Here is a 24,660-nt window from a genome sequence, read left to right as displayed (position 1 = left end):
GGGTTCCGCAGAGGAGACACCGCAGCCGTTGCTGTTGTTGAGCGTCAGTCCGTCTCATCGGGGAAGGCGTTGGCGACCCTGCCGCTACGCAGGCTGCCGTCGAGGTAGGCCGACCGGCAGGCACGCCTGCCGATCTTGCCGCTCGACGTCCGCGGGATCGCGCCCGCCGGGGTCAGCAGTACGTCGCGCACCGTCACGCCGTGGCGCACCGCGATCGCGGCGCGGATGTCGTCGACGATCGGTCCCATCTCCAGCTTGTGCGCTCCCGGTGCCCGCTCACCGACGATGACCAACTGTTCGGAGGTGTCGTCGGGGTCACGCTTGAGGCCGGCGTGGGCGTTGTCGAACACCTCGTCGGGAAGCTGGTTGGCCGGCACCGAGAACGCCGCGACGAACCCGGTCCGCAGGGCCTTGGTCGCCTCCTGCGCGGAGTACTCCAGATCCTGCGGGTAGTGGTTCCGGCCGTCGATGATCACCAGATCCTTGACGCGGCCGGTGATGTAGAGCTCGCCCTCGTGGAATGCGCCGTAGTCGCCGGTGCGCACCCACGTCGCGTCGTCGGGGGCGCCCTGGGCATGTGACGGGCTGGTGCGCGACTTGAGGATGTTATGGAAGGTATCGGCGGTTTCTTCGGGCTTGCCCCAGTACCCGGTGCCCATGTTCTGGCCGCTGATCCAGATCTCGCCGATCTGTCCGTCGGGCAGTTCGGAGGCCGACTCGGCGTCGACGATGACGGCCCACTCGGCCACGCCGACGATGCCGGCCGACGCCTGGGCGACGGCCTTCTCCGAGTCCGGCGCCACCTCGACGAAGCGGTGGTTGTTGAGCTGTTCCCGGTCCACGGTGATGATCTTGGGAGACTCGTTGAAATGCGTGGACGACACGAACAGCGTCGCCTCGGCCAGTCCGTAGGACGGCTTGATGGCCTGCGGTTTGAAGCCGTACGGACCGAACGCCTCGTTGAAGTTGCGGACGGTGGCGGCCGAGATCGGCTCGCTGCCGTTGAGCAGCGCCTTGACGTTGGACAGGTCCAGCGGCGGCTCACCCTCCTTGGGCAGGCCCCGCGCGGCCGCGTGGTCGAACGCGAAGTTCGGTGCCACCGAGATGACGCCGCCGGTGTCGGTGTCCTTGCGCGCCATCTCGCGGATCCAGCGACTCGGCCTGCGGACGAACGCCGCCGGGGTCATGAACGAGATGTAGTGGCCGATCATCGGGGACAGCAGCACGGTGATCAGGCCCATGTCGTGGAAGAACGGCAGCCACGAGACACCGCGGTCGCCTTCCTCGCCCTGGAGGGCCTCGATGACCTGCACGACATTGGTCGCGAGGTTCAGGTGGGTGATCTGCACGCCGGTCGGGATGCGGGTGGACCCCGAGGTGTACTGCAGGTAGGCGATGGTGTCGTGCTCGACGTCGACCGGCTCCCAGGTGGCGCCGACCTCGTCGGGCACCGCGTCGACCGCGATGACGCGCGGGCGCTGGTTGGCCGGACGGCTACGGAAGAACTTCCGCACCCCTTCGGCCGCCTCGGTGGTGGTGAGGATCGCGGAGGGGCTGCAGTCGTCGAGCACGGCGTGCAGGCGGCCGACGTGGCCGGGCTCGGACGGATCGAACAGCGGCACCGCGATGCGGCCGGAGTACAGCGTGCCGAAGAACGCGATCAGGTAGTCGAGGTTCTGCGGGCACAGGATCGCCACCCGGTCTCCCGGCTGGGTGACCTGCTGCAGTCGGGCACCGACCGCGCGGTTGCGCTTACCGAAGACCGACCAGCTCAGGTCCCGTTCGACACCGTCACGCTCGGTCGAGAAATCCACGAAGCGGTAGGCGAGCTTGTCTCCACGCACCTTCGCCCATCGTTCGACGTGCTTGACCAGGCTCCCGTTGTCGGGGAACTTGATCAGTCCGTCCTTGATGAACGGGTTATGGAACGCCATCGCACACATCTCCAATCGAACGGGATCGGTGATCCCAGACCCCGAAGATCGTACCGGGGTGAAGGCTCCCCGCCCGTCAACCGCCGGTTACCGCTCTTAGATTTTCCTTAATGTTAAATCATGGTAGATCCGGGCCCTCACCTGGGCCAAATCAACCCGATCACGTGTCAGCCATGTTTTGGCCGCGGAGCGTTATCGATCAGGCCCTGCGCCCAGTTCAGTGTCCATTGCGTCGCGGGCTGACCATCGAGATTCCAGAACTCCGGCGTGGCGTACATCGCGTGCACCGGCTGGCCGGCACCGCCGCTGAGCACCTCGAGCGTCTTCGGCAGCGCGGTGATGTTGAAGGCCGACTCCGGCGCCGCACAGATCAGGTCGCCGCGCGCGCAGATCTCGTTGGTCCGGTCGTTGAGGGCCCCGAAGCCTCCCGGCCGGGGACCCGACATGGTCAGGCCGAGCGCCGACAGCGTGGGCACCTCGTGCAGCGTGATCTCCGCACCCTGGCCGTCGGCATTGGGCCCGACGTCGAGGCCCGCACCGTCCTGGCGGCGGCCGTCGGCGATGAGCGTCACCCCGAGCACCAGGTCCTGGTCCACGGGTCCGCGGCCGTTACCGATGTCGCTGGCGAGGTCGCCCGCGATCACCGCACCCTGCGAGAACCCGACCAGGACGTAGCTCGTCAGCGGGCAACGGTTGTTCATGTCGGTCATCGCCTGCACCGCGGCGCGGGTGCCCTCGGCACGGCTGTCGTTGTAGGACATCTGCCGGTCCGCCGACAGCGGATTGTGGAACTGCGCGGTGTAGGGAACGGTGAACACCTCGAGACGCTGCGAATCGAACTGTGCCCGAATCGGGTTGGTCACGTTGAGCAGCAGCGCGGCCGGGAACTGCACCGGGTTGAACGGGTCGAGGGTCACCGACGACTCCCACGTCCCGGGGATCGAGATCAGCTGGACGTCCGGGCAGCTGGCGTCCTGGAACTCCGGGCGGGGCTTACCGGTCGTCGGGGGGACCGCCGTGGGTGGGACCGCGCTGGGCGGGACGGCGGTGGGCGGGGCGTCGGGCCTGCGCAGCACGACGATCACGATCGCCACGATCAGCACCACGACAAGTCCCACAGCCCCTGCTGCGAACAGCGCGAGAAGTCGATGGCGTTTCCGCCGGTTGGTCTTGGCCATTGGCTTCTTGTGCTCCTGCTAGCAGAGTCGGTCGGTCGCGATGCGAATGTAGTCGGAGGTTGCGGACTGAACCTCGTCAGTGGACGGCGCCAACGCACTGACACCGTCTCCGGTATCGGCATCGGCGACGTCGTTGCGCACCAGCGGCGCCACGAAGTCCCACACCGCCTGATCGGTCTGCATGGCCGCGCGCGCCTGACACACGTAGGAGCCGATGCTCAGCGCCGTCAGCTCGCTGGACGGGCGCACCCCGGCCGTGTGCAGTGCGTCGAGGTAGGCACGCTGGCGTGGCGTGACGACCAGGGCGTTGGACTGAGTCCCCGGCTGCCCGGGACCGGGCGGCTGCGCACTGGACTGGCCGTGCGCGGGAACGGTCTCGACCTGCGATCCCAGGCCGGCCATGTCGTCGCTCAGCGAGCACCCCGTCAGCCAGACCGCCGAGGAGGCCACCAGCAGCGACATTCCCGCCACGCCTGCCATCGCCGTCCTGGACCCTTGCTGCACCCCTCCAAGGTACCGACTGGCCGCAGGTGAGCCCGGCCGGGATTTCCCCGGCGGGCGGGTCACCTGATGGTGGTGACCAGTTCGCCCTTCATGGCGGCCAGCTGCGCGCTCCACGACCCCCAGTCGTGGTTGCCGCCGGTCGGGAAGTCGAAGTGACCGTTGCTCCCGCCGACGGCGCGGTAGTGCTGGTAGAAGGTCCGGTTGCTGCCCTGGGCCTGGTCGCAGTAGCCGATCATCGCGACCGGGTCGCTGCACGTGGTGGTGGCCGGACTGAACACCCACAGCCGGGTGTTGTTGTCGACCAGCAATTGCGCGTGCACGTCGGGGTCGTGCCACTTCCAGCGGCCGAACTGTGGCGGACCCCACATGTTGAGGGTGTCGACGCCGCCGAACCGCGCGAGCCCGGCGGTGATCGCGCCATTCATCGCGGTCGCCGACGGGGTCAGGAAGCCCGACAGGGAACCGGCGAACCGGTAGCGGTCGGGGTGGAAGGTCGCCATGGTCAGCGCGCCGGTGCCGCCCTGGGCGGCGCCGACGATTCCGTGCCCGCCGGGAGCCAACCCCTTGTTGGCGGCCAGGAAGTTGGGCAGCTCATCGGCGAGGAACGTCTCCCACTGCTTGCTGCCGTCCTGCTCCCAGTTGGTGTACATGCTCCATGCGCCCCCGGCGGGGGCGGCCACGGAGATGCCCGAGCCGGCAAGCGTGTTCATCGCGTTGCCCGCGGTCACCCAGTTGCTGACGTCGGGTGCGGCATTGAAGGCGTCGAGCAGGACGACCGCGTGCGGGCCACCGCCCTGGAACGCGACCGGGATGTCGCGGCCCATCGCGCCCGACGGCACCATCAGGATCTCCATGCCCTGCGCGGAGGCGGTCGGCGTCGCGGGAGTCCAGGGCGCCGAGAACGCCGTGCCCGCGGACATCGCCGCCACGGCCAGCACCACGGCCGCGATCATTCGAGTCAACGCACGCATCTGCCCCACCTCGTGTTCCTTCTTTTGTTTTCGCATCGCCTGTCCGGCCCGCCGAAAGGTAGTGAATCACATCACTGCGACGGCCCGGGCCTGAAAGCGACTGACGGCGGTGACCCCTGATCGGGATCGCCGCCGTCAATATGTCGTTGGGACGGGGACCTAGCCGCCCGCCACCGCGGCGTCGACAGGCGCCGGCGGAGCCGACGGCTGCGGCACCGCACCCAGCGCCCGCTGGATGTCGGGCTTCATCTGCTGGAGCTGCTGGCCCCAGTAGCCCCAGCTGTGGGTGCCGTTGGACGGGAAGTTGAACACACCGTTGCGGCCACCCGCGGCGATGTACTCCTCCTGGAAGGTCTTGTTGGTGCGCAGCGTGAAGCCCTCGAGGAACTTGGCGTTGAACAGGTTGCCCGAGCTGGAGCCCGCGTCGAGCTCGGAGGGCTTGCCGTTACCGCAGAACACCCAGAGGCGGGTGTTGTTGGCGACCAGGCTGGAGATGTTGACCATCGGGTCGTTGCGCTTCCACGCCGGATCGCTGGACGGGCCCCACATGTCCTCGGCCTCGTAGCCACCCGCGTCGCCCATCGAAATGCCGACCAGCATGGGCCACCAGCCCTCGGACAGGTTCAGGAAGCCGGACAGCGAGCCCGCGTACTGGAACTGGTTGGGGTGGTAGATCGCCAGCGTCATCGCGGCCGAACCGGCCATCGACAGCCCGACGGCCGCGTTGCGGTTCGGGTTCACGCCCTTGTTGGCTGCCAGGTAGGCCGGCAGCTCACTGGTGAGGAACGTCTCCCACTTGTAGGTGCTGCAGCCGGCCTTACCGCATGCGGGCTTGTACCAGTCGCTGTAGAAGCTGGACTGGCCGCCGACCGGCATGACCACCGCGAGACCCGAGTCGACGTACCACTCGAACGCCGCGGTGTTGATGTCCCAGCCGTTGAAGTCGTCCTGCGCACGCAGGCCGTCGAGCAGGTAGACCCCGGGTGCGTTCGGGCCGCCGCTCTGGAACTGGATCTTGATGTCCTTGCCCATACCGGCGGACGGCACCATCAGGTACTCCACCGGCAGACCGGGACGAGAGAACGCCCCCGCAGTCGCCGAGCCGCCCAGGGCGCCGATCAGGCCTGGCACCACGGCTGCCGCGACGGCTACCACCGCGAGCCGACGCCACAGGGTTTTCGCTGCGCCACGCAGCCCCGGAACGAACTTCATTCGTTGTCAATCCAATCTGTCGTAAGCAGCAGCAGGCCCTGATCCTCGAATGGTTCCCGGACCCGGCCACGTTGCCCGTGTAGTCAACCACACCTTTGTGGCGATCTCTCATCGCCGCGAACCCGCTCGCGGCGCCCTTCACATGCCTTATCTCACCGACATGGCTGTAGCGTTACGAAAGCAGAAAACCTGCTCCGCCAACAAATCGCGGTTACTTCAGGGCCCCGTCGGGGGCAGTCCTTCGTAGCGCGGGTTCACCGGCTCCGGCACCGGCAGGCCGCAGCGCGCGAGCTCGTACAGCGGCACCCGGTCGATGCGGTAGGACGTGTAGCGCACGGCGTTCACCAGGTTCGACAGGAACCGCCTCGGACCCATCGGGGCCCGGATCGCGGCCAACGCCTCATCCGTCGCGGGGCATTTCAACGCCGCTTCGGCCTGCCTGATCCAGTCCTCGTCGAGATAGCTCGGGATGTACGGCGGCTCCTTGAGGAATGGGCCCTCGGCGACCGCCCAATCGGGGAACAGGTTCTTGTCGTGACCGATGCGGCCGTCCTCGATCCTCGCGGTGCGTGCCGCCAGCGGGTTGGCCAGACCGATCTGGTCGATCACCCTGACGTCGAGGCCGACGTTCATCCCCAACATGCCGAGGTTGGTGAAAAAGACGGTGTGCGGCCCTGTTCGATCCCCGTCGGGATCGGGCGGCGCGTCGGGCGGTGGTGGGATCGTGGGCACGACATCCCACATGTCGTAGTTGCCTGCAGGCAACAGCAGCGCACCGTCGGGAGTGTTCTCGATGGCGGTCATCACCGCACGCATCCGCGGGTAGTCCAGGTAGTCCGCGGCCGTCAACGGGTGCGGGTTACCGGTCGCCTGCGCATAGAAGCGGCGCTCGTCGACGATGCCCGTATAGGTCACCCGCGTGGCGTCCGCACCCATCCCCGGCGAGTTGGCGGCCCACAGCGACCAGCCCGCGACCGCGAGCCACAGCACACTGGTGGCGCCGGCGTACAGGTAGCCCGCACCGCGGGCCATCCGCGAGCTGTCCGGCAGCATCAGCGGGATCACCGCGACCGGTGCCAACAGGCAGAACAACGGCGTCAGCAACACCCGCCCGTGCATGAAGTCCCCACCCTGGCGGATCCAGTAGACCGCCTGCAGGACACCACTGAGGAGCATGAACGCCACCACCGCCTGCGGGGTCTGCACCGTGCGCGCCAGCCAGCGGGAGCCCGCGGGCGCACGGCGATTGACCCACGACGGGCGGCCGCGCAGCAGCATCACCATCAGCCCGAGGCCGATCAGCAGAACCGCCGGAGCCCACAGCAGGTAGGGCTGGTTGAAGTTGGCGAGGTACACGAAGCCCTGCTGCCACTTGGCCCCGGTGGCGTCCTTGGCCACCGCCGTGCCGGGGACCAGCAGTCCGTAGTAACCCATCCGGAAGATCTGATAGGCCACCGGAAGCAATCCGCCCGCGACGACGATCAGCGCGCGCCTGCGCCACCCGGTGGCCGCGACCAGCATCATGACCAGCGCGAGGCCGCCGATCAGCGCGAGCTCGGGCCGCACCAGCACGCTGAGTCCGGCGACGAACGCCAGCACGCCGTCGAACGTCGGCGAGGTCTGTGATGTCTGGAGCCCGCGCTCCGGCCGCTTGTCGCGCGGCCCGCGCAGTGCCTGCGACCAGCAGACCATCATCCACCACAGCAGGCCCAGATAGGCCAGCACCAAACCGTTTTCGAGACCGGAGGTGGCGAAGTCCCTGGCGGGCGGCACCGCGATGTAGACCAGCGCGCCCGCCGGCAGGAACAGCGCGCGCCTGCCCGTGAGGCTCGGCGCGTACAGCCTCGCGGTGCCCAGCATCACCAGCGCGACACCCAACACGCTGAGCACCAGGGCAAGTGTCAGCGCCACGTACTCCAGCCGCGCTGATCCGGAGACCAGCCCGCCGAAGTACATCAGATACGACCACACCGTGGAGGTGTTGGCCTCGACCCGCTCACCGGCGTTGAAGACGGGGCCGTTGCCCGCCAGCATGTTTCGCGTCGTGCGCAACACGATCAAGCCGTCGTCGGCGATCCAGCGGCGCTGCCAGGCGCCCCAGCCGAACAGCGCGGCCACCACCGTCACGCTCACCCACAGGCTGATGCGGACCCAGAGGTCGTACGGAAAGGCGGGCCAGCGGGTGATCCGGTCCGCGAGCGCGGTGGTCAGCCGGTCAGCTGAGGAAGACTGCGGCACCGATGGTCCCGATCCAGGCCAGCGCAAGCAGCTGGAGCACCCGATCCTTCAGCGCGATCTCCTCGGGCTCACCGGCCATCCCCCCGTCGACGTCCACCGCGTAGCGCAGGATCGCGATCGTGAACGGCACCATGGAGATCACGAACCAGGAGGTGCCGCCGGTCTCGTCGCGCTCGAAGGCCCACAGTCCGTAGCAGAGCACCAGCGACGTCGCCGAGAGCGTCCACACGAAACGAAGGTAGGAGCTGGTGTAGCTCTCCAGCGACTTGCGGATCTTGGCGCCGGTTCGTTCCGCCAACTGCAGTTCGGCGTAGCGCTTTCCGGCCGCCATGAACAGCGAGCCGAACGCCATCATGAACAGGAACCATTGCGACAGCGGCACTTCCGCCGCCACGCCACCGGCGATCGCCCGGATCAGGAATCCCGACGACACGATGCAGATGTCGATGACCGGCTGATGCTTGAGCCCGAAACAGTAGGCCAGCTGGATGGCGATGTAGATCGCCATCACCAGCGCGAGGTTGGGGCTGACCAGCCACGAGATCACCAGCGACGCGACACCGAGCACCGCCGCCAGCGAGTACGCCAGCCATTCCGGCACCACGCCCGCCGCGATCGGGCGGAACCGCTTCGTCGGATGGGCGCGGTCGGCATCGACGTCCCGTGCGTCGTTGACCAGATACACCGACGACGCGGCCAGGCTGAAGACGACGAACGCCAGCAGCACCTTGACCAGCACTTCGCGGTAGTCGTAGGCATAGCGGTCGTCGCCGAGCGCGGCCACCGGCGCCGCGAACACCAGGATGTTCTTCACCCACTGGCGGGGCCGCAGCGCCTTGACCAGCCCCGCGGCGAGGCTCCTGGGTGGACCGGCGGTCGAGCCGGTGTCCTGATCGAGCTGGGATGCGCTCATCGACGTCTGCTCTTCATCACAACCGAGCCCCTTCAGTACGGTCGGCCACTTCGCTGTTCAGCGCGCCGACCACTTTGGCAACGACCGCGCCGACGGCGATCCCGGCGAGCACATCGCTCGGGTAGTGGACACCGAGAACCAGGCGGGACAACGCCATCGGCGGAACCAAGAGCGCGGGCAGCGGCAGGCCGGTCGGCCGTGCCAGCAGCATCGCCGCGGCGGTCGTCGACGTGGCGTGCGCCGACGGGAAGCTCAACCGGCTCGGGGTGCCCACGTTGACCACGACGGCCGGGTGGTGCGGTCGTTCCCGACGCACGATGCGCTTGATCACCACGGCGCAGAAATGGGCCAGGAACGCACCGGCGCCCGCGGCCACGTAGTCGCGGCGGCGGCTCGGAGACACCAGCGCACCCACGGCGGCGACCACCATCCAACCGATGCTGTGCTCACCGAAATGCGAGAGCCCCCTGGCACCGGCGAGCACGCCGGGCCGGTCGGCGAGCGCCGACTGCACGGCCACCAGCACGAGGTCCTCCCCCGCGGGGGGCACCACCGGATCAGGCATCACGGGATGTCACGGTCCCCTGCTCGCCGGAGTCCAGGACGGCCTCCCAACTCTGCTTGCTCGTCAGCGTGGGCAGCGCGTCGCGGTACACCCTGCGCATGCGGTTGAACTTGCGGGCCAGCCGGGCCTGCCGTTTCAGCGATTCGCGGAGCAGTTCGAACATCTTCTCGCGGTCGCGCTGCCGATATACGACTCCGCGACCGTCGGCGGTGGTGACCGTGACGCCATCGACCCTGCTGAGCGAGAACCACCGCGCGTCCTGCGTGGCGACGTTGATCTGTGGGCGCTGGTGGTGCTGCGGGTCGTGCGCCTTGAGCTGGTGCAGCACGCCGCGCGTCAACCGCACCGAGATGGCCAGCGGGTTGGTGGGGATGTCCACCTTCCTGCGCCACCGCTTGTCCGACGGCGGCGGCAGCGCCGTGGCACCGGGCAGGACCACCGCGTCGGGATAATCCTGGCGCATCTTGCGCACGTCCGGCAGCGCCGACTCCAGGATCGCGAACAGGTTCTCGGGACCGGCCAGGAAGTCGTCCATCGCCTTGTTCTGGATGGCGACGGTCGAATACTCAAGGCAGAGAAGGTGTTTGAGTGTCGCCTTCAGATGGCTCGCGAGCAGTCCGCGGACGTTTCCGTCCCAGTGCAGAGCCGCCACGACCAGGCGGTTGCGCAAATGGAAGTACGCCTGCCAGTCGATCGCGTCGTCCTTGTCGCTCCACGCCATGTGCCAGATCGCCGCGCCGGGAAGTGTGACGGTTGGATAGCCGTGCTCGCCGGCCCGCAGGCCGTAATCCGCGTCATCCCACTTGATGAACAGCGGCAGCGGCTGGCCGAGTTCCTCGGCGACCTGCCGCGGGATCATGCACATCCACCAGCCGTTGTAGTCGACGTCGATGCGACGGTGCAGCAGCCTGCTGCGTTCGTGCTCCTCGTCGTTGAGCGGGTACTTGGCGAAGTTGTGGTCGTACTCGGTGTTCACCGCGTTGGTCCACATGAAGTTCTCTGCGTCGACCATCTCGCCCATCACGTGCAGGTGCGACGGCTCCTGCAGGTTGAGCATCTGACCGCCGACCAGGGTGGGCTTCTTAGCGAAGCGGTTCAACGCCAGCGCGCGCAGTATGGAGTCGGGCTCGACACGGATATCGTCGTCCATGAACAGGATCTGCTCACAGTCGGTGTTCTTCAGCGCCTCGTACATCACCCGGCTGTAACCGCCGGAGCCGCCGAGGTTGGGCTGGTTGTGCACCGTCAGCCGGTTGCCGAGCGCGGCTGCCGCCGCCTCGAATCCTGGGTGGTCCTTGGCCTTCCTGGTGCCCTGATCGGACACGATGACCGCACCGACCACCTTGTCCACCAAGGGATCCGACGTCAGGGCGGCCAGCGCGTTGACACAGTCGGCGGGGCGGTTGAACGTCGGGATGCCGACAGCGACGTTGGCCCTGCCCGGCGCCTCGGTCGGTGCGTACCAACCCGCGCTGTGCAGCGTCGACGCGGCATCGGTCGTGATGTCGAACCAGATCCAGCCACCGTCCTCGAAGGGGGTCAGCTCGATCTCGAACTCGACCACGGAGGCGCTCGCGCCGACATCGGGTACGGAGGCAGTGGGGACTTCGGCGTTTCCGCTGGAGATCGGTGCGCCGCCGACGGTGATCCGGGCCCCCGTCGCCTTGGAGCGGTAGACGTCGACGCGCGCGCTGCCGGTCAACTCGACCCGAAGCACCACCGACTCCAGCGTCGACCACCGGCGCCAGTAGCTCGCGGGGAAGGCGTTGAAGTACGTCGCGAACGACACCTCCGATTCGGCGCCGATTTCCAGTTCGGTGCGGGTCGGCGCGTGGGCACGTCTGGCGTTGGTGTCCGATTCCTCGATGTAGAGCTTGCGGACGTCCAGCGGCTCACCGGGTCGCGGCAGGATGACGCGGGCGAGCAGGCTGACCGCCCGTGACTGCCCGTCCTCGATTGCGCCGGACGGAATGTCACTCATGGTCCACTGCTTTCTGTCTCGGGGTCGACCAGCGGCGCACCGTCGCGAAGGTGCGGCGCCAGCGTGTTGTCGTACATGTTCAGTGCGCTGGCGATCGCCATGTGCATATCCAGGTACTGGTAGGTGCCGAGGCGGCCGCCGAACAGCACGTTCGACGCGGCCATCTCCGCACGGGCCCGCGCGCGGTAGGCGGCGAGCACCGCCCGGTCGGCCTCGGTGTTGATCGGGTAGTACGGCTCGTCCTCATCGTCGGCGAACCGCGAGAACTCCCGCATGATCACCGTCTTGTCCGTCGGATACGCCCGCTCCGGGTGGAAGTGCCGGAACTCGTGGATGCGGGTGTAGGGGACCTCCGGGTCGTTGTAGTTCATCACCGGCGTCCCCTGGAAGTCCCCGGTCGGCAGCACTTCGAGCTCGAAATCCAGCGTGCGCCACCCGAGGCGGCCCTCGACGTAGTCGAAGTAGCGGTCCAGCGGGCCCGTGTACACCACCGGCGCCGCCGGGTTGGCGGCCCGCAGCTGGTCACGGACGTCGAACCAGTCGGTGTCCAGGCGCACCTCGATGCGGTCGTCGGCGGCCATGTTCTCCAGCCATGCGGTGTAGCCGTCGACGGGCAGGCCCTCGTAGGTGTCGTTGAAGTAGCGGTTGTCGAAGGTGTAGCGCACCGGCAGCCGGGCGATGTTGGCTGCGGGCAACTCCTTGGGGTCGGTCTGCCACTGCTTGGCGGTGTAACCCTTCACGAACGCCTCATACAGCGGCCTGCCGATCAGCGAGATCGCCTTCTCCTCGAGGTTCTGCGCGGCGGCGGTGTCGATTTCACTGGCCTGGTCCTTGATCAGCGCGCGCGCCTCGTCCGGGGTGAAGTACCGGCCGAAGAACTGGCTGACCAGGCCGAGGCCCATCGGGAACTGGTAGGCCTGCCCGTCGTGCATCGCGAACACCCGGTGCTGGTATCCGGTGAACTCGGTGAACTGCCGCACGTAGTCCCACACCCGCTGGTTACTGGTGTGGAACAGGTGGGCACCGTAGCGGTGCACCTCGATGCCGGTCTCGGGCTCGGGTTCGGAGTAGGCGTTGCCGCCGATGTGCGGGCGCCGGTCCACGACGAGTACCCGCTTGTTCAGCTGCGTCGCGACGCGCTCGGCGATCGTCAGACCGAAGAACCCGGAACCGACCACGAAGAGGTCGAAGTCGTCGGCGGTTGGGCGCTCTGCATCCCGGGGAGCTTCGGAGTTCATCGGCAGCAAGGGTATCCGACCACCCCGCCCAGCCCCGAGTTGGCCGAGCCGCGCAGGTCGCAATTAGCTCACGATTCCGCATCGTCACTCTAGTTCCACTAGTCACATCAGTACCATCGACCGCGTACGAAGATTCACGCAGGTAGCCGATTTTGGTAACCGAATTTCTACGTCCATGTATTGAGGAGACTTCCGTGCCGAACCGACGTCGACGCCGGCTCTCGACAGCCTTGAGCACAGTCGCCGCTCTGGCAGTCGCGAGTCCAGTTGCGCTTGTTGCCGTTTCCGAGCTTGCCGCGCCTTCAGGGGCACCCGCAGGCACCCCGCAGCACCGCGAGTTCGTCCAGGCCGCCACGATCACCGATCTGCCGGGGGAGCTCATCTCCGCCCTGTCCCAGGGCCTGTCCCAGTTCGGGATCAACCTGCCCCCGCTGCCGACCGGTCTGCTCACCGGCACGGGCGCATCCGCACCCACCACCCTCTCCCCCGGGTTGGGAGCCGCCGGCCTGACCTCTCCCGGCCTGTCGCCGGGCTTGTCCGGGATGCCGTCGCTGACCGATCCCGGGCTCGCCAATCCCGCACTGACCGACCCGGGCCTGACCAGCCCGACCGGCGCGGCCCCCGGGCTGACGACTCCCGGCTTGACCACGCCGTCGCTGACCGACCCGGCCCTGGCCACTCCCGGACTCACCGTGCCGGGTGTGAGCACCCCCGGGTTGACCACACCGTCACTGACCGACCCCGGCTTGAGCACGCCGGGCCTGACGACACCGCCTGCGCTGACCGACCCGGCACTCGGCGTTGCCCCGATCTCGACCGCGGGACTTCCGCTGACCGGCGAGATCCCGATCTCCGCGCCGGTCGGACTGGATCCGGCGCTGGGCTCCTACCCGATCCTCGGCGATCCGTCGCTGGCCGCCACCCCGGTGGCTCCCGCCAGCGGCGGTCTGCTCGGCGATCTGACCAGCGCCGCCAACCAGTTGGGCGCCGGCGAGGCGATCGACCTGCTCAAGGGCGTGTTGATGCCCGCGATCATGTCGGCGGTCAAGCCCGCGGGCGCGCCGGCAGCCGCCGCCGCGGCAGCACCGGCGGCGGCCGCCGGGGCAGCGGCACCCGTCCAAGGCGCACTGGCGGCCGAAGCAGCGGTCGAGCCCGGCGCGTAACCCCGCGGCCCCAACGAGTCCTGCCACCGAACGGCACCGCAGAAGCGCCAGCACGCTCTGCGGTGCCGTTGCAGGTGTTTTTGGTCGGCCGAATCGCCGTGTCGCACCACTTGCATCATTTGGCACATACGTAACATCAGTCCGTGCTGTGTCGCCGACCCGCGCCGTCGATACTGTTCACCGCGCTCGCGGCGACAGTGGTGCTACTTCCCTGGGCGATCACCGGTGTGCCCGGTGACGACCAGCGACCGGCGGCGGCCGCCCCCCAGGTGGTGACGCAACCGCTGAACGAGCTGGGCGGTGGTGAGACCATCCGCGAGATCCACCAGGAGACGCCGTTCTCACTGGTCGCGCTGACCTCCGAAGACCTCACCGGCACCACCGCACGGGTCCGCGCCAAGACATCCGACGGCTCCTGGGGGCCGTGGTACGAGGCCGAACCCCTCGAGGGCGTCGGCGCCGATACGCCGTCGCCGAGTGGTGTGCGAGGCACCGACCCGGTCTTCGTCGGGCGCACCACGACCGTCCAGATCGCAGTCACCCGGCCCCCGGACGCAGAGGTCACCGGGCGCACGCCGCAAACCGAACCCTCCGACGCCGACCGGCCCGAGTTGGGATACGTCCCTGCCAACGTGGAACAGCCGTTCGGGCAGAACCTCAACGCGATACTGATCAGCCCACCGGAAACCCCGGCGGATCTGCTGCCACTGCCGAACGCGGCCACCCCTCCCGGGCAACCCCCGCACATCATCAACCGGGCGCAGTGGGGCGCCGACGAGGGGATGCGCTGCGGAGAACCGCGCTACGACAACAGGATCCAGGCGGGGGTCGTGCACCACACGGCCGGAAGCAACGAGTACACCCCCGGGGACTCGGCGGGGATCGTCAGATCGATCTACGAGTACCACACCCGCACCCTGGGCTGGTGCGACATCGCCTACAACGCGATGGTCGACAAGTACGGACAGGTATTCGAGGGTCGTGCCGGCGGCATGACCCGGCCCGTCGAGGGCGCGCACACCGGTGGCTTCAACCACAACACCTGGGGTGTGGCCATGCTCGGCAACTTCGATGCGGTGCCCCCCACCCCCATCCAGTTGCGCACCACCGCAAGGCTTCTGGGCTGGGTGCTCGGCCAGTCGGGAGTCGACCCCCTCGGCGCGGTGGTGCTGCCGTCGGAAGGCGGGTCGTTCACCAAGTTCGCGTTCGGCGCGTCACCGACGCTGCCGACGATCTTCACCCACCGCGACGTCGGCAACACCGAGTGCCCGGGCAACGCGGCATACGCGTTGATGCCCGAGATCCGGAACATCGCCGCGCGGTTCAACGACCCACCCGGACCCGAACAGTTGGCCGAGACCCTGCGCGGCGGCGCCATCTTCGCGAAGTGGGATTCACTGGGCGGGATGAACAGCTACCTGGGCCGGCCCACCTCACCCGAGGCTTCCGGGCAGGGCTCGACCCGCTACGTCACCTTCGAACGAGGCGCTGTGTACTGGTCTCCCGAGAGCGGCGCCGAACCCGTCACCGGAGAGCTCTACAAGGCATGGGGGGCACTTGGCTTCGAGCGGGGTGCGCTGGGCCTACCGACCAGCGGGGAGATCGCCGAGCCGTTGTGGATCGTGCAGAACTTCCAGCACGGCACCCTCAACTTCGACCGCGAGAAGGGCACGGTGACCCGCGTCATCGACGGCGTCCCCGTGGAACTGCCGCCGCCGCCCGCCGATCTGGCACCGATACAGCTGGAGCGGTTCACCCCGCCGATCAACCCCGTCTGATTTCGCTCGCCCGCTCGCAAGGCTCTCACAGCCACCACCGCTCGAGCACCAGGGCCACCCCGTCCTCGACATTGGTGGCCGTCACCTCGTCGGCCGCCGCGACGGCGTCGGGATGCGCATTGCCCATCGCCACCCCGAGACCCGCCCAGCCCAGCATCGGTACGTCGTTGGGCATGTCGCCGAACGTGACGACGTCTGCGGCATCGATCCCCATGGGCCGGGCCAACTCCTCGATCCCGGTGGCCTTGCTCACCCCGAGCGGCACGATCTCGATCAGCCCGTTGTTGGTCGAGTAGGTGATGTCGCCCTCGATCCCGACGTGCTTGGCGAGTTCTGCGGCCATGTCGGCACTGCGGGCACCCGCCTTGCGGATGAGCAGTTTGACCGCGGGCGCGCTCAGCAGGTCCTCGATCGAGACCTCGGTGTTGTCGGGGTTGAGCCATGCGTGCTCGTATCCCGGCGAGCTGACGAACTGCGGGGTGGCCGCGTCGTGCGCGGTCCTCCCCACCCGCTCGACTGCCAGGCCGGCGCCGGGGATCACCCGGGTGGCGATCTCGGCGAGTTCACCGAGAGCGTCGGCGGAGAGGGTACGCGCCGAGACGATGCGGTCCACCGACGGGTCGTAGATCACCGCGCCGTTGGCGCACACCGCCATCGGGGTCAAACCGAGTTGGTCGACGATGGGCCTGACCCACCGCGGCGGACGGCCGGTGGCGAGCACGAACTGGGCACCCGAATCGACCAGGGCATGCACGGCGGCCCGGGTCCGCGCGCTGATCTTCTCGTCGTCGTCGAGCAGCGTGCCGTCCACATCGGTGGCGATCAGCGCTGGCATGCGTCCCTCGGAGGTCCTCATGAGCGCTCACCCCGCCGCCTGCGGGCCCGCTCCGCCAGCTCGGCCTCTTCGATGGCCCTGGCCTCCGCCGGTGTCGGGGCCGTGCCGCCGAGGCGTCTCGGCAGCCAGAAGGCGGCGCCGTCCGGCCGCGGATACGTGTCTTGGGCAGTGTGGAGCAACTTGGTCATCTCCGAGCGCATGGTGGTGGTGAGCTGCTGGGCGGTGCCGGTCGGCGCGATGGCGCCACCGATCATCACGGTGATCGGGAACTTGTTGCGCCCCAGCGCTTTCGGATGGTCCTTCGTCCACAGGCGGTGCGCCCCCCAGACGATCACCGGAACGACGGGCACGTCTGCCTCCATGGCCATCCGCACCGCGCCGGACTTGAACTCCTTGAGCTCGAAACTGCGGCTGATCGTGGCCTCCGGATACATCCCGACGATCTCGCCGCGGCGCAGCGACTCCACCGCGGCGGCATACGCACCTGCGCCCGCCTGCCGGTCGACCGGGATCGCACCGGTGTGGCCGATGAGCCACCGGACGATCCCCACCTCGGCCATCTCCGCCTTGATCATGAAACGCAGGCGACGTTTGCGCTTCATGGCCGCCAGCGCCGCGGGAAGGAAGTCGACGTAGCCGGTGTGATTGATCGCGACGACGGCGCCGCCGGAGGCGGGGAGGTGTTCCAGTCCCTGATAGGTGATCCGTGTCCCCGTGGCCCTGACCGCCAGAGTCGCCGCGATCTCCAGCGTGCGGAAGACCGGTTCCATCCGGCCTACCCCGGCGCCTCGGTGGTTCCGTCGTCCAACCCGGGTGCGCCGGCCCGACGCGCTGCCTTCTCGGCGGCTTCCTCGGCATCCATGCGGTTGGCCTCGGCCAGCGTCGGCGCGCCCCCACCCAGTCGGTGGGGCACCCAGAACTCGCCGGGCGGATACGGGCCATAGGCGTCCTGCACCTGCTCGAGCAGGTGCTGCATCCGGGAATGCAGCAGCGCGGTCAGCTCGGCAGCGGGCAGCGTGGGCTCGATGGGCTTGCCCACCGCGATCGAGATGGGCACCTTCGGGCGCCACATCTTCTTCGGATGGCCCTTGGTCCAGATGCGCTGGGCGCCCCACACGATGTGCGGCACGATCGGCACCCCGGCGGCGATCGCCATCCGCGCCGCCCCCGACTTGAAGTCCTTGATCTCGAAACTCCGGCTGATGGTGGCCTCGGGGTAGACGCCGACGAACTCGCCCTCCCTGAGCTTCTGGCAGGCCTCGTCGAACGACGCCGCCCCGCTGTGCCTGTCCACCTCGATGTGGCGCAGACTGCGCATGACCGGGCCGGTCACCTTGTGGTCGAAGACCTCTCTCTTCGCCATGAAGCGGACCTTGCGCCCCAGGTGCTGCTGATAGGCGGGCAGCCCGGCGAACGTGAAATCGAAGTAACTGGTGTGGTTGATGGCGATCACCGCCCCGCCGGTGCGCGGCAGGTTCTCCACCCCGGTGACGGTGAACTTCAGGCCCTGCACACGCCAGACCAGTCGGGCGAGCTGGATCACTGTGCCGTATACCGGTTCCACAGCCGCCAGCGTAGTGCGCTGACACGCACACACCCACACAGGGACGACGCCCACCGGCGTTGACCGGCGGGCCCGTCGCGCCCCGCTAAGCTAGGCCACGAAACAGCAGCCACCAGAGGGGATATCTGTGCAGGTCACGAGCATCGGGCACGCCGGTTTCCGCATCGACACCAAGGCCGGGAGCATCCTGTGCGACCCGTGGGTCAACCCTGCGTACTTCGCGTCGTGGTTCCCGTTCCCCGACAACAGCGGGCTGGACTGGACGGCGCTCGGCGACGTGGACTATCTGTACGTCTCGCACCTGCACAAGGACCATTTCGATCCGCAGAACCTGCGCGAGCACGTCAACAAGGACGCCGTCGTCCTGCTGCCCGACTTCCCGGTGCCCGACCTGCGGCGCGAACTGGAGAAACTGGGCTTTCACCGGTTCTTCGAGACCACCGACTCGGTCAAGCACCGGGTGAGCGGGCCCAAGGGCGATCTCGACGTGATGATCATCGCCCTGCGCGCCCCCGCGGACGGACCCATCGGTGACTCCGGCCTGGTCGTGTCGGATCGCGTCACCACCCTTTTCAATATGAACGACGCGCGGCCCGTCGACCTCGACGTCCTGCACGCCGACTTCGGCCAGGTCGACGTGCACATGCTGCAGTACTCGGGGGCGATCTGGTACCCGATGGTCTACGACATGCCGGCCCGCGCCAAGGAGGCGTTCGGGATCCAGAAGCGCCAGCGCCAGATGGACCGCTGCAGGCAGTACATCGCGCAGGTCGGCGCGGACTGGGTGATCCCGTCGGCCGGCCCACCGTGCTTTCTCGACGACGAGCTTCGCGACCTCAACGACGACCACGGCGACCCGGCCAACATCTTTCCCGACCAGATGGTCTTCCTGGACCAGATGCGTGCGCACGGCCACGACGGCGGCCTTTTGATGATTCCCGGATCGACCGCTGATTTCACTGGCTCGCAATTCAATTCGCTAACCCACCCGCTTCCCGACGACGAGGTGCGCGCGATGTTCACCACCGGCAAGGCCGACTACATCGCCGCGTACGCCGAGCGGATGGCGCCGGTGCTCGCCGCCGAGAAGGCCGGTTGGGCGCCCGCGGAGGGAGAGCCCCTGCTGGAGTCGCTGCGCGACCTGTTCGAGCCGATCATGGTGGCCTCCGATCAGATCTGCGACGGCATCGGCTACCCGGTGGAGTTGGTCCTGGGGCCCGAGACCGTTGTGTTGGATTTCCCCAAACGTGCGGTGCGCGAAGCGATTCCCGATGAGAAGTTCCGGTACGGGTTCGCCATCGCCCCCGAACTGGTGCGCACCGTGGTCCGCGACCGGGAACCCGACTGGGTGAACACCATCTTCCTGTCCACCCGGTTCAAGGCGTGGCGCGTCGGCGGCTACAACGAGTATCTGTACACATTCTTCAAGTGCCTCACCGACGAACGGATCGCCTACGCCGACGGGTGGTTCGCCGAGACGCACGACGATACCGCGTCGATCACTTTGGACGGCTGGGAGATTCAGCGTCGCTGCCCACACCTGAAAGCTGATCTGTCGAAGTTCGGCGTGGTCGAGGGCACGACGCTCACGTGCAACCTGCACGGGTGGCAGTGGAATCTGACCAACGGTCGGTGCCTGACGAGCAAGGGCCACGAACTGCGGTCGGAGAAGCTGTGAGCGCCCCGCCCCGGTTCTACGACGACGGTCTGATCCAACTGGACCGGGAAGCACTCACGCTGCGTCGCTACCACTTTCCGTCCGGAACGTCGAAGATCATCCCGCTGCACGCCATCCGCGGGTACCGATCCACTCCCCTGGGGCTGTTCATGCAGCGCTTCCGCATCTGGGGCAGTTCGGATTTCAGAAGGTGGCTGCCCCTGGATGCGCGGCGGCCGCTGAAGTCGACGCTGGTGACGCTCGACGTGCCGGGGACCTACCCCGATCCGGCGTGCACGCCCGAGCGCCCCGCCGAGTTCGTCGGACTGCTCGGAGAACTACTGCAGGAATCGCGCTAGACCCCGTCATCGCTCCCGGAGGACGGTGGCCTCGAGCACACGCTGGACCTGGCGCATGGCGGAGCGGCCCGCCGCGGCGGCGGCCCGTCGCACGGCGCCCGGCGGCGCGGGCTCGCGTACCCGAACTGCGTCACCGACCCGCACCACTCCGGGTGTCGTGACGTCGGCGTACACGCCGAGGAAACGGTCGGTGCTCTGCGCCAGCCGCCGGGTCAGTCCGCGGTCGAGTTCGAGACCGGGCTGCGGGCGCGTCGGCACCACACATCTGATGGTCTGGTTGGTGACCCGCAGCACCACCGGCCCGACCTCGACGTCGCCGCCCACCCAGGCGGCCTCGGGATACTCGCGGCCCGAGTCGTCGAGCGCGACCAGCACGTTCGGCCGGAACCGCCGCACGTCGTAGGGCACGCCGTCCGCGGACAGGCTCGCCAGGCTCGTGGTACTCAGCACGTGCACCGGGCTCAGATCCACGAAGGTGCCCGGCGGGGTGGCGTACCGGGCCAAGGTCAGCACCTGCTTGGTCGAGAAGACGGACGTGTCCGGCAGTGCCTCGGCCTCGGCGAGCCCGAAGTCGCGGCGCACCTCGGCCGCCGAGAAGTTGGCACGGCTCTGCCGGACCGACAACCGGTGCAGGCTCGTGTCGTCACCGCGCGGCAGCGCCGTCAACCGGACTTCCCGACCGGCCAGCTCCGAGAGTGCCCGGTCGATTCCTGGGTCGGCACTGGACAATTCGGTGCCGTCGGGCAACGTCACGATCACCTCGGGCGCGTTGCCCGGACCCGCGTCCCGACCCGGCTCGGTCGCGTAGCGCGCCGAACACCTCAGCAGCGCGGGCACCTTCCGCGCGGAGGCGGTGATGTCGTGTTCGAGGTCGCGGACCGCCCACAGCCGGTCGGCGTGCACGCCGCGCGGATCGATGCGCACTGCGTCCACCGGGGAGCCGCCCATCGATTTGACGGGGAAACGCCAGAGTTGCGTCACGGTTCCGGCCATGCCGCATTCTAGCCCGAGACCGTCTGGCGCAATTCGGAATACGCGTCGCTCGCGGTGTCGTACACCCGGACGACGGCCTGGTCGCCGGGCTGCAGGTACGTCGACTCACCCAGCGGCGTGTACCGGGTGGCGCCGATACCGATGAGCAGCCTCGACGGGTGTCCGCTGGCCACCATCAGCGCGCCGACGTCCTCCAGCGGAGTGTCCGCGGAACCCTTCTGGTTGGCCAGCCGGTCGACGATCCAGTCGAGCAGCACCTCGCCGTAGTACGAGTAGCCGAGCAGCGGGCTGTCGACCCCGTACTCGTGCTCCTGACCGTGGGCGGTATGCAGGTGGCACACCAGTCGCAGCGTGGCGGTGGGACCGTCCGGTGTGAGATCGCTGACGTCGAAGAACTGGCGCGCAACGCCTTTGGACGCCGGTCCCCAGTTCTTCTTGTGGCTGATCTTCGGCGCGTTCGGCCTGCGGATCGAACAGTCGTTGAAGGCGCCGAGGGCGAATGGCCGCAGCGACGCGACGGTGTCGCCGGCCCACTTGACCTCGCAGGCCAGCCCGACCTCGGGCTCGATCTGCAGGTTGAGCGGGGTGTCACTCTTGGGCAACTCGATGGTGTCGTGCGACAGCGGGAACTCACCGAGGAAGCTGTCGTGACCCGGTGCGTACCAAGGGAAGATCCCTTTGGGGGCAGTTCCTTCCGAGGTCACGTTCACGAAGTCGGCGGCCTCGCCGGCCTGTTCCAGGTGGCCCGCGAAGTTCCCCGCGACACCGAATCCGAACCACGTCCGCAGTTCGTCGTCGTCCAGTTCGATCATGTCCGGCTCGCTCACTTCTTCCTCCCGGGTTCGAGGACCGACGTTCCGACAAAAGGCACCAGCGCCTCGGGCACCCGCACGCTGCCGTCGGGCTGCTGGTGGTTCTCGAGGATGGCCACGAGCCAGCGGGTGGTCGCCAGCGTGCCGTTCAGCGTCGCGGCGGTCTGCGGCTTGCCGTTCTCGTCGCGGTAGCGCACCGACAGCCGCCGCGCCTGGAAGGTGGTGCAGTTCGACGTCGACGTCAGCTCCCGGTAGGTTCGCTGCGTCGGCACCCACGCCTCGCAGTCGTACTTGCGGGCCGCCGACGAGCCGAGGTCCCCGGCGGCGATGTCGATCACCCGGTACGGCACCTCGATGTGGGCCAGCATCTGCCGCTGCCAGCCCAGCAGCCGCTCGTGCTCGGCCTCGGCCTCCTCGGGCCTGCAGTAGACGAAGCCCTCGACCTTGTCGAACTGGTGCACGCGGATGATGCCCCGGGTGTCCTTGCCGTAGCTGCCGGCCTCACGCCGGAAGCACGTCGACCATCCGGCGTAGCGTCTCGGCCCCTGGGACAGGTTCAGGATCTCGTCGGCGTGGAAGCCGGCCAGCGGCACCTCCGAGGTTCCGACGAGGTACATGTCGTCTTCGGTGAGGTGGTAGATCTCCTCGGCGTGGGCCCCGAGGAAGCCGGTGCCCTGCATGATCTCGGGCCGCACCAGCACCGGCGGGATCATCAGCGTGAAACCGTTGTCCATCGCGACGCGCACCGCGAGCTGGAACAGGCCGAGCTGCAGCAACGCCCCTGCCCCGGTGAGGAAGTAGAACCGCGAGCCGGACACCTTCGCCCCACGCTCCATGTCGATCAGCCCCAGCGACTCGCCCAGCTCGAGGTGATCCCTGGGGTTGTCGATGACCGGGGGCTCGCCCACGGTGTCCAGGACGACGAAGTTGTCTTCACCACCTGCGGGGACGCCGTCGATGATGACGTTCGAGATCGCCATGTGCGCTGCCGTGTAGGCCTTTTCGGCCTCGGCCTGTGCCGCCTCGGCCGCCTTGACCCGCTCGGCCAAGTCTTTGGCGGCGGCCAGCAACGCCGGGCGCTCGTCGGGCGCGGCCTTGCCGACCATCTTGCTCGCGGACTTCTGCTCGGCACGCAGGTTGTCGGCGGTGGAGATCGCCGCCCGCCTCGTGGCGTCGGCCTCGGCGAGCGCGTCGACGAGCCCAGGATCCTCACCGCGGGCCTGTTGCGATGCACGCACCGCTTCGGGGTTTTCTCGCAGCACCTTCAGGTCGATCACGGCCAAGACCCTACGGGGTCGCGGGACCGCCCGGCACAAACGCAGATGTCGCCGCCGTCGCGGCTCGACCGCCGATGTCGTCGTCGCCGCGGCTCGACCGCCGATGTCGCCGCCGCCGCGGCTTGACCGCATAACGTTACAACTGCATCACTTGCCACAGCACCCGACACGCCTGTCACAATGGAGCGGATGTCCGAGGCACCCGAACGCCCAGAGGACGGCTCGAAGCCGGCCAACAACGCCTGGTGGCGCAGCCTGCAGGCCGAGTCGACCCGTCGCGCCCTGCTGCTCACCGCGCTGGGCGGACTGCTGATCGCCGGAGTGATCACCGCGCTGCCCCAGTCCGACCGTTCCGGCAGCCTCACCGCGAACTCGATCTCGCTGGGCCCCCGCGGCAACGATACCTTCGACCATGCCAAGAGCGGGAACTGCCTCAATTGGCCGGACCGCACCCCGGACGCCGCCGAGATCGTCGACTGCAGCGCCGAGCACCGGTTCGAGGTCGCCGAGTCGGTGGACATGCGCACCTTCCCCGGCAGCGAGTACGGCCCGGACGCGGCACCCCCGTCGGCCGCCCGGATCCAGCAGATCAGCCAGGAGCAGTGCTCGGCGGCGGTGAAGCGCTACCTGGGACCGCGGTTCGACCCCAACAGCCGATTCACGGTCAGCATGCTGTGGTCCGGCGACAAGGCGTGGCGGCAGTCCGGCGAGCGCCGGATGCTGTGTGGCCTGCAGTTGCCGGGGGCCAACAACCAACAGCTGGCGTTCAAGGGCAAGGTCTCCGAGATCGACCAGTCCAAGGTGTGGCCTGCGGGGACATGCCTCGGCATCGATCCGACCACCAACCAGCCCACCGACATCCCGGTCGACTGCTCGGCGCCGCACGCCATGGAGGTGACGGGCGCGGTCAACCTCGCCGAGAAGTTCCCGGCCGGACTCCCGCCCGAGCCCGAGCAGGACACCTTCATCAAGGATTCCTGCACCAAGATGACCGACGCCTACCTGGCCCCGATCCAGCTGCGCAACACCACGCTGACGCTGATCTACAGCACCGTCTCGCTTCCCAGCTGGGCCGCGGGCAGCCATCAGGTCTCGTGCAGCATCGGGGCCACTCTGGGCAACGGCGGGTGGTCGACGCTGCTGAACAGCGCCAAGGGTCCGCTGCTGATCAACGGCCAGCCACCGGTGCCGCCACCGGACATCCCCGAAGAGCGCCTCAACCTGCCGCCGATCCCGATGCCCGACCTGCCCTCGGAGAGCTCGTCGCAGAGCACAGGGTCGAGCGGGTCCACCTACGAGGACCAGAGTCAGAGCGACTCGACGCAACACATGCCGCAGCTGGCGACCACGCCGACCGAGCAGGCGCCGCCGGCAGAAGCAGCCCCTCCAGGGGGTGGCAACACATTCATCAACGGTCCCCCGCCGCCGCCGGCTCCGCCTGCCGAGCTCCTGCCGCCGCCGCCCCCGCCGCCGGCTCCCGCGCCGCTG

At 68.3% G+C, this 24,660-nt stretch carries 21 protein-coding genes; 5 read left to right on the top strand and 16 right to left on the bottom strand.

All coding sequences use genetic code 11. From position 1 onward, the window contains the following. Positions 1–44: 44 nt before the first annotated feature. The 10 genes from fadD32 to glf form a co-directional block, all read right to left on the bottom strand. Entirely contained in the window at positions 45–1,934 is a 1,890-nt protein-coding gene (fadD32, locus tag H7I57_RS00825; protein ID WP_264021326.1) for a long-chain-fatty-acid--AMP ligase FadD32, read from the bottom strand. Between the two features lie 167 nt (positions 1,935–2,101). After that, complete coding sequence (culp6, locus tag H7I57_RS00820; protein WP_264021325.1) at positions 2,102–3,112, bottom strand: carboxylesterase Culp6; 1,011 nt, start codon at positions 3,110–3,112, stop codon at positions 2,102–2,104. Positions 3,113–3,130: 18 nt separating this feature from the next. Further along, entirely contained in the window at positions 3,131–3,592 is a 462-nt protein-coding gene (locus tag H7I57_RS00815) for a DUF732 domain-containing protein (RefSeq protein ID WP_264021351.1), read from the bottom strand. An 83-nt stretch (positions 3,593–3,675) separates the two neighbouring features. After that, on the bottom strand, positions 3,676–4,587 hold the full coding sequence (locus H7I57_RS00810) for an alpha/beta hydrolase-fold protein (protein ID WP_264021323.1): 912 nt from the start codon (positions 4,585–4,587) through the stop codon (positions 3,676–3,678). 159 nt (positions 4,588–4,746) lie between these two features. Continuing rightward, complete coding sequence (locus H7I57_RS00805; RefSeq protein ID WP_264021321.1) at positions 4,747–5,799, bottom strand: esterase family protein; 1,053 nt, start codon at positions 5,797–5,799, stop codon at positions 4,747–4,749. A 216-nt stretch (positions 5,800–6,015) separates the two neighbouring features. Then, complete coding sequence (aftB, locus tag H7I57_RS00800; protein ID WP_308204298.1) at positions 6,016–8,037, bottom strand: terminal beta-(1->2)-arabinofuranosyltransferase; 2,022 nt, start codon at positions 8,035–8,037, stop codon at positions 6,016–6,018. After that, complete coding sequence (locus H7I57_RS00795) at positions 8,015–8,950, bottom strand: decaprenyl-phosphate phosphoribosyltransferase (protein ID WP_264021320.1); 936 nt, start codon at positions 8,948–8,950, stop codon at positions 8,015–8,017. Before H7I57_RS00795 ends, aftB begins: the two co-directional genes overlap by 23 nt. Positions 8,951–8,966: 16 nt before the next feature. After that, entirely contained in the window at positions 8,967–9,515 is a 549-nt protein-coding gene (locus H7I57_RS00790) for a phosphatase PAP2 family protein (protein ID WP_264021319.1), read from the bottom strand. Next, positions 9,508–11,496, bottom strand: a complete 1,989-nt coding sequence (locus H7I57_RS00785) for a glycosyltransferase (RefSeq protein ID WP_264021318.1) — start codon at positions 11,494–11,496, stop codon at positions 9,508–9,510. Before H7I57_RS00785 ends, H7I57_RS00790 begins: the two co-directional genes overlap by 8 nt. Continuing rightward, positions 11,493–12,734, bottom strand: coding sequence for a UDP-galactopyranose mutase (glf, locus tag H7I57_RS00780; RefSeq protein WP_264021317.1), 1,242 nt, complete (start codon positions 12,732–12,734; stop codon positions 11,493–11,495). The genes H7I57_RS00785 and glf overlap by 4 nt, the downstream gene beginning before the upstream one ends. A 194-nt stretch (positions 12,735–12,928) precedes the next feature. Between glf and H7I57_RS00775 the strand changes: the two genes are divergently transcribed. Both H7I57_RS00775 and H7I57_RS00770 read left to right on the top strand, forming a co-directional pair. Then, complete coding sequence (locus tag H7I57_RS00775) at positions 12,929–13,897, top strand: hypothetical protein (protein ID WP_264021316.1); 969 nt, start codon at positions 12,929–12,931, stop codon at positions 13,895–13,897. A gap of 143 nt (positions 13,898–14,040) precedes the next feature. Then, complete coding sequence (locus H7I57_RS00770; protein ID WP_264021315.1) at positions 14,041–15,675, top strand: N-acetylmuramoyl-L-alanine amidase; 1,635 nt, start codon at positions 14,041–14,043, stop codon at positions 15,673–15,675. A 25-nt stretch (positions 15,676–15,700) separates the two neighbouring features. Here H7I57_RS00770 and H7I57_RS00765 read toward each other — a convergent pair whose 3' ends face one another. From H7I57_RS00765 to H7I57_RS00755, 3 genes are read right to left on the bottom strand one after another with little or no spacing between them, the layout of a single operon-like run. Further along, positions 15,701–16,531 carry an HAD family hydrolase gene (locus tag H7I57_RS00765; RefSeq protein ID WP_275080724.1) on the bottom strand — a complete coding sequence of 277 codons (831 nt, stop codon included), beginning with the start codon at positions 16,529–16,531 and terminating at the stop codon, positions 15,701–15,703. After that, positions 16,528–17,280 carry a lysophospholipid acyltransferase family protein gene (locus H7I57_RS00760; RefSeq protein WP_264021313.1) on the bottom strand — a complete coding sequence of 251 codons (753 nt, stop codon included), beginning with the start codon at positions 17,278–17,280 and terminating at the stop codon, positions 16,528–16,530. Before H7I57_RS00760 ends, H7I57_RS00765 begins: the two co-directional genes overlap by 4 nt. Positions 17,281–17,285: 5 nt before the next feature. Then, positions 17,286–18,074 (bottom strand): lysophospholipid acyltransferase family protein, encoded by a 789-nt coding sequence (locus H7I57_RS00755; RefSeq protein WP_264021312.1) that lies wholly within the window; start codon positions 18,072–18,074, stop codon positions 17,286–17,288. Positions 18,075–18,201: 127 nt separating this feature from the next. On the opposite strand from H7I57_RS00755, the gene H7I57_RS00750 reads away from it, so the two are divergent. Both H7I57_RS00750 and H7I57_RS00745 read left to right on the top strand, forming a co-directional pair. After that, entirely contained in the window at positions 18,202–19,752 is a 1,551-nt protein-coding gene (locus H7I57_RS00750; RefSeq protein ID WP_264021309.1) for a Rieske 2Fe-2S domain-containing protein, read from the top strand. Beyond that, entirely contained in the window at positions 19,749–20,090 is a 342-nt protein-coding gene (locus tag H7I57_RS00745) for a hypothetical protein (protein WP_264021308.1), read from the top strand. The genes H7I57_RS00750 and H7I57_RS00745 overlap by 4 nt, the downstream gene beginning before the upstream one ends. Before the next feature lie 6 nt (positions 20,091–20,096). Here H7I57_RS00745 and H7I57_RS00740 read toward each other — a convergent pair whose 3' ends face one another. From H7I57_RS00740 to serS, 3 genes are read right to left on the bottom strand one after another with little or no spacing between them, the layout of a single operon-like run. Further along, positions 20,097–21,083 carry an MOSC domain-containing protein gene (locus H7I57_RS00740; RefSeq protein ID WP_264021307.1) on the bottom strand — a complete coding sequence of 329 codons (987 nt, stop codon included), beginning with the start codon at positions 21,081–21,083 and terminating at the stop codon, positions 20,097–20,099. Positions 21,084–21,091: 8 nt separating this feature from the next. Next, a complete protein-coding gene (locus H7I57_RS00735; protein WP_264021348.1) occupies positions 21,092–21,895 on the bottom strand; it encodes a DUF5718 family protein in 804 nt (267 codons plus the stop codon). A gap of 11 nt (positions 21,896–21,906) precedes the next feature. Further along, positions 21,907–23,172: a serine--tRNA ligase gene (gene serS, locus H7I57_RS00730; protein ID WP_264021306.1), complete on the bottom strand. Its 1,266-nt coding sequence runs from the start codon at positions 23,170–23,172 to the stop codon at positions 21,907–21,909. A 180-nt stretch (positions 23,173–23,352) separates the two neighbouring features. Here serS and H7I57_RS00725 point away from each other — a divergent pair. After that, positions 23,353–24,660, top strand: a 1,308-nt coding sequence (locus tag H7I57_RS00725; RefSeq protein WP_264021305.1) for a septum formation family protein, incomplete at its 3' end; no start/stop codon positions are given.

The organism is Mycolicibacterium pyrenivorans, assembly GCF_025821625.1.
GTDB classification, from domain to species: Bacteria; Actinomycetota; Actinomycetes; order Mycobacteriales; family Mycobacteriaceae; genus Mycobacterium; species Mycobacterium pyrenivorans.
This window is presented reverse-complemented; position numbering and strand designations above follow the sequence as displayed.

What these genes read in the sequence shown, in the direction of transcription:
- fadD32 (WP_264021326.1), bottom strand. Translation starts at nt 1,934, where the DNA reads ATGGCGTTCCATAACCCGTTCATCAAGGACGGACTGATCAAGTTCCCC.
- culp6 (WP_264021325.1), bottom strand. Translation starts at nt 3,112, where the DNA reads ATGGCCAAGACCAACCGGCGGAAACGCCATCGACTTCTCGCGCTGTTC.
- H7I57_RS00815 (WP_264021351.1), bottom strand. Translation starts at nt 3,592, where the DNA reads ATGGCAGGCGTGGCGGGAATGTCGCTGCTGGTGGCCTCCTCGGCGGTC.
- H7I57_RS00810 (WP_264021323.1), bottom strand. Translation starts at nt 4,587, where the DNA reads ATGCGTGCGTTGACTCGAATGATCGCGGCCGTGGTGCTGGCCGTGGCG.
- H7I57_RS00805 (WP_264021321.1), bottom strand. Translation starts at nt 5,799, where the DNA reads ATGAAGTTCGTTCCGGGGCTGCGTGGCGCAGCGAAAACCCTGTGGCGT.
- H7I57_RS00795 (WP_264021320.1), bottom strand. Translation starts at nt 8,950, where the DNA reads ATGAGCGCATCCCAGCTCGATCAGGACACCGGCTCGACCGCCGGTCCA.
- H7I57_RS00790 (WP_264021319.1), bottom strand. Translation starts at nt 9,515, where the DNA reads ATGCCTGATCCGGTGGTGCCCCCCGCGGGGGAGGACCTCGTGCTGGTG.
- H7I57_RS00785 (WP_264021318.1), bottom strand. Translation starts at nt 11,496, where the DNA reads ATGAGTGACATTCCGTCCGGCGCAATCGAGGACGGGCAGTCACGGGCG.
- glf (WP_264021317.1), bottom strand. Translation starts at nt 12,734, where the DNA reads ATGAACTCCGAAGCTCCCCGGGATGCAGAGCGCCCAACCGCCGACGAC.
- H7I57_RS00765 (WP_275080724.1), bottom strand. Translation starts at nt 16,531, where the DNA reads ATGAGGACCTCCGAGGGACGCATGCCAGCGCTGATCGCCACCGATGTG.
- H7I57_RS00760 (WP_264021313.1), bottom strand. Translation starts at nt 17,280, where the DNA reads ATGGAACCGGTCTTCCGCACGCTGGAGATCGCGGCGACTCTGGCGGTC.
- H7I57_RS00740 (WP_264021307.1), bottom strand. Translation starts at nt 21,083, where the DNA reads ATGGCCGGAACCGTGACGCAACTCTGGCGTTTCCCCGTCAAATCGATG.
- H7I57_RS00735 (WP_264021348.1), bottom strand. Translation starts at nt 21,895, where the DNA reads ATGATCGAACTGGACGACGACGAACTGCGGACGTGGTTCGGATTCGGT.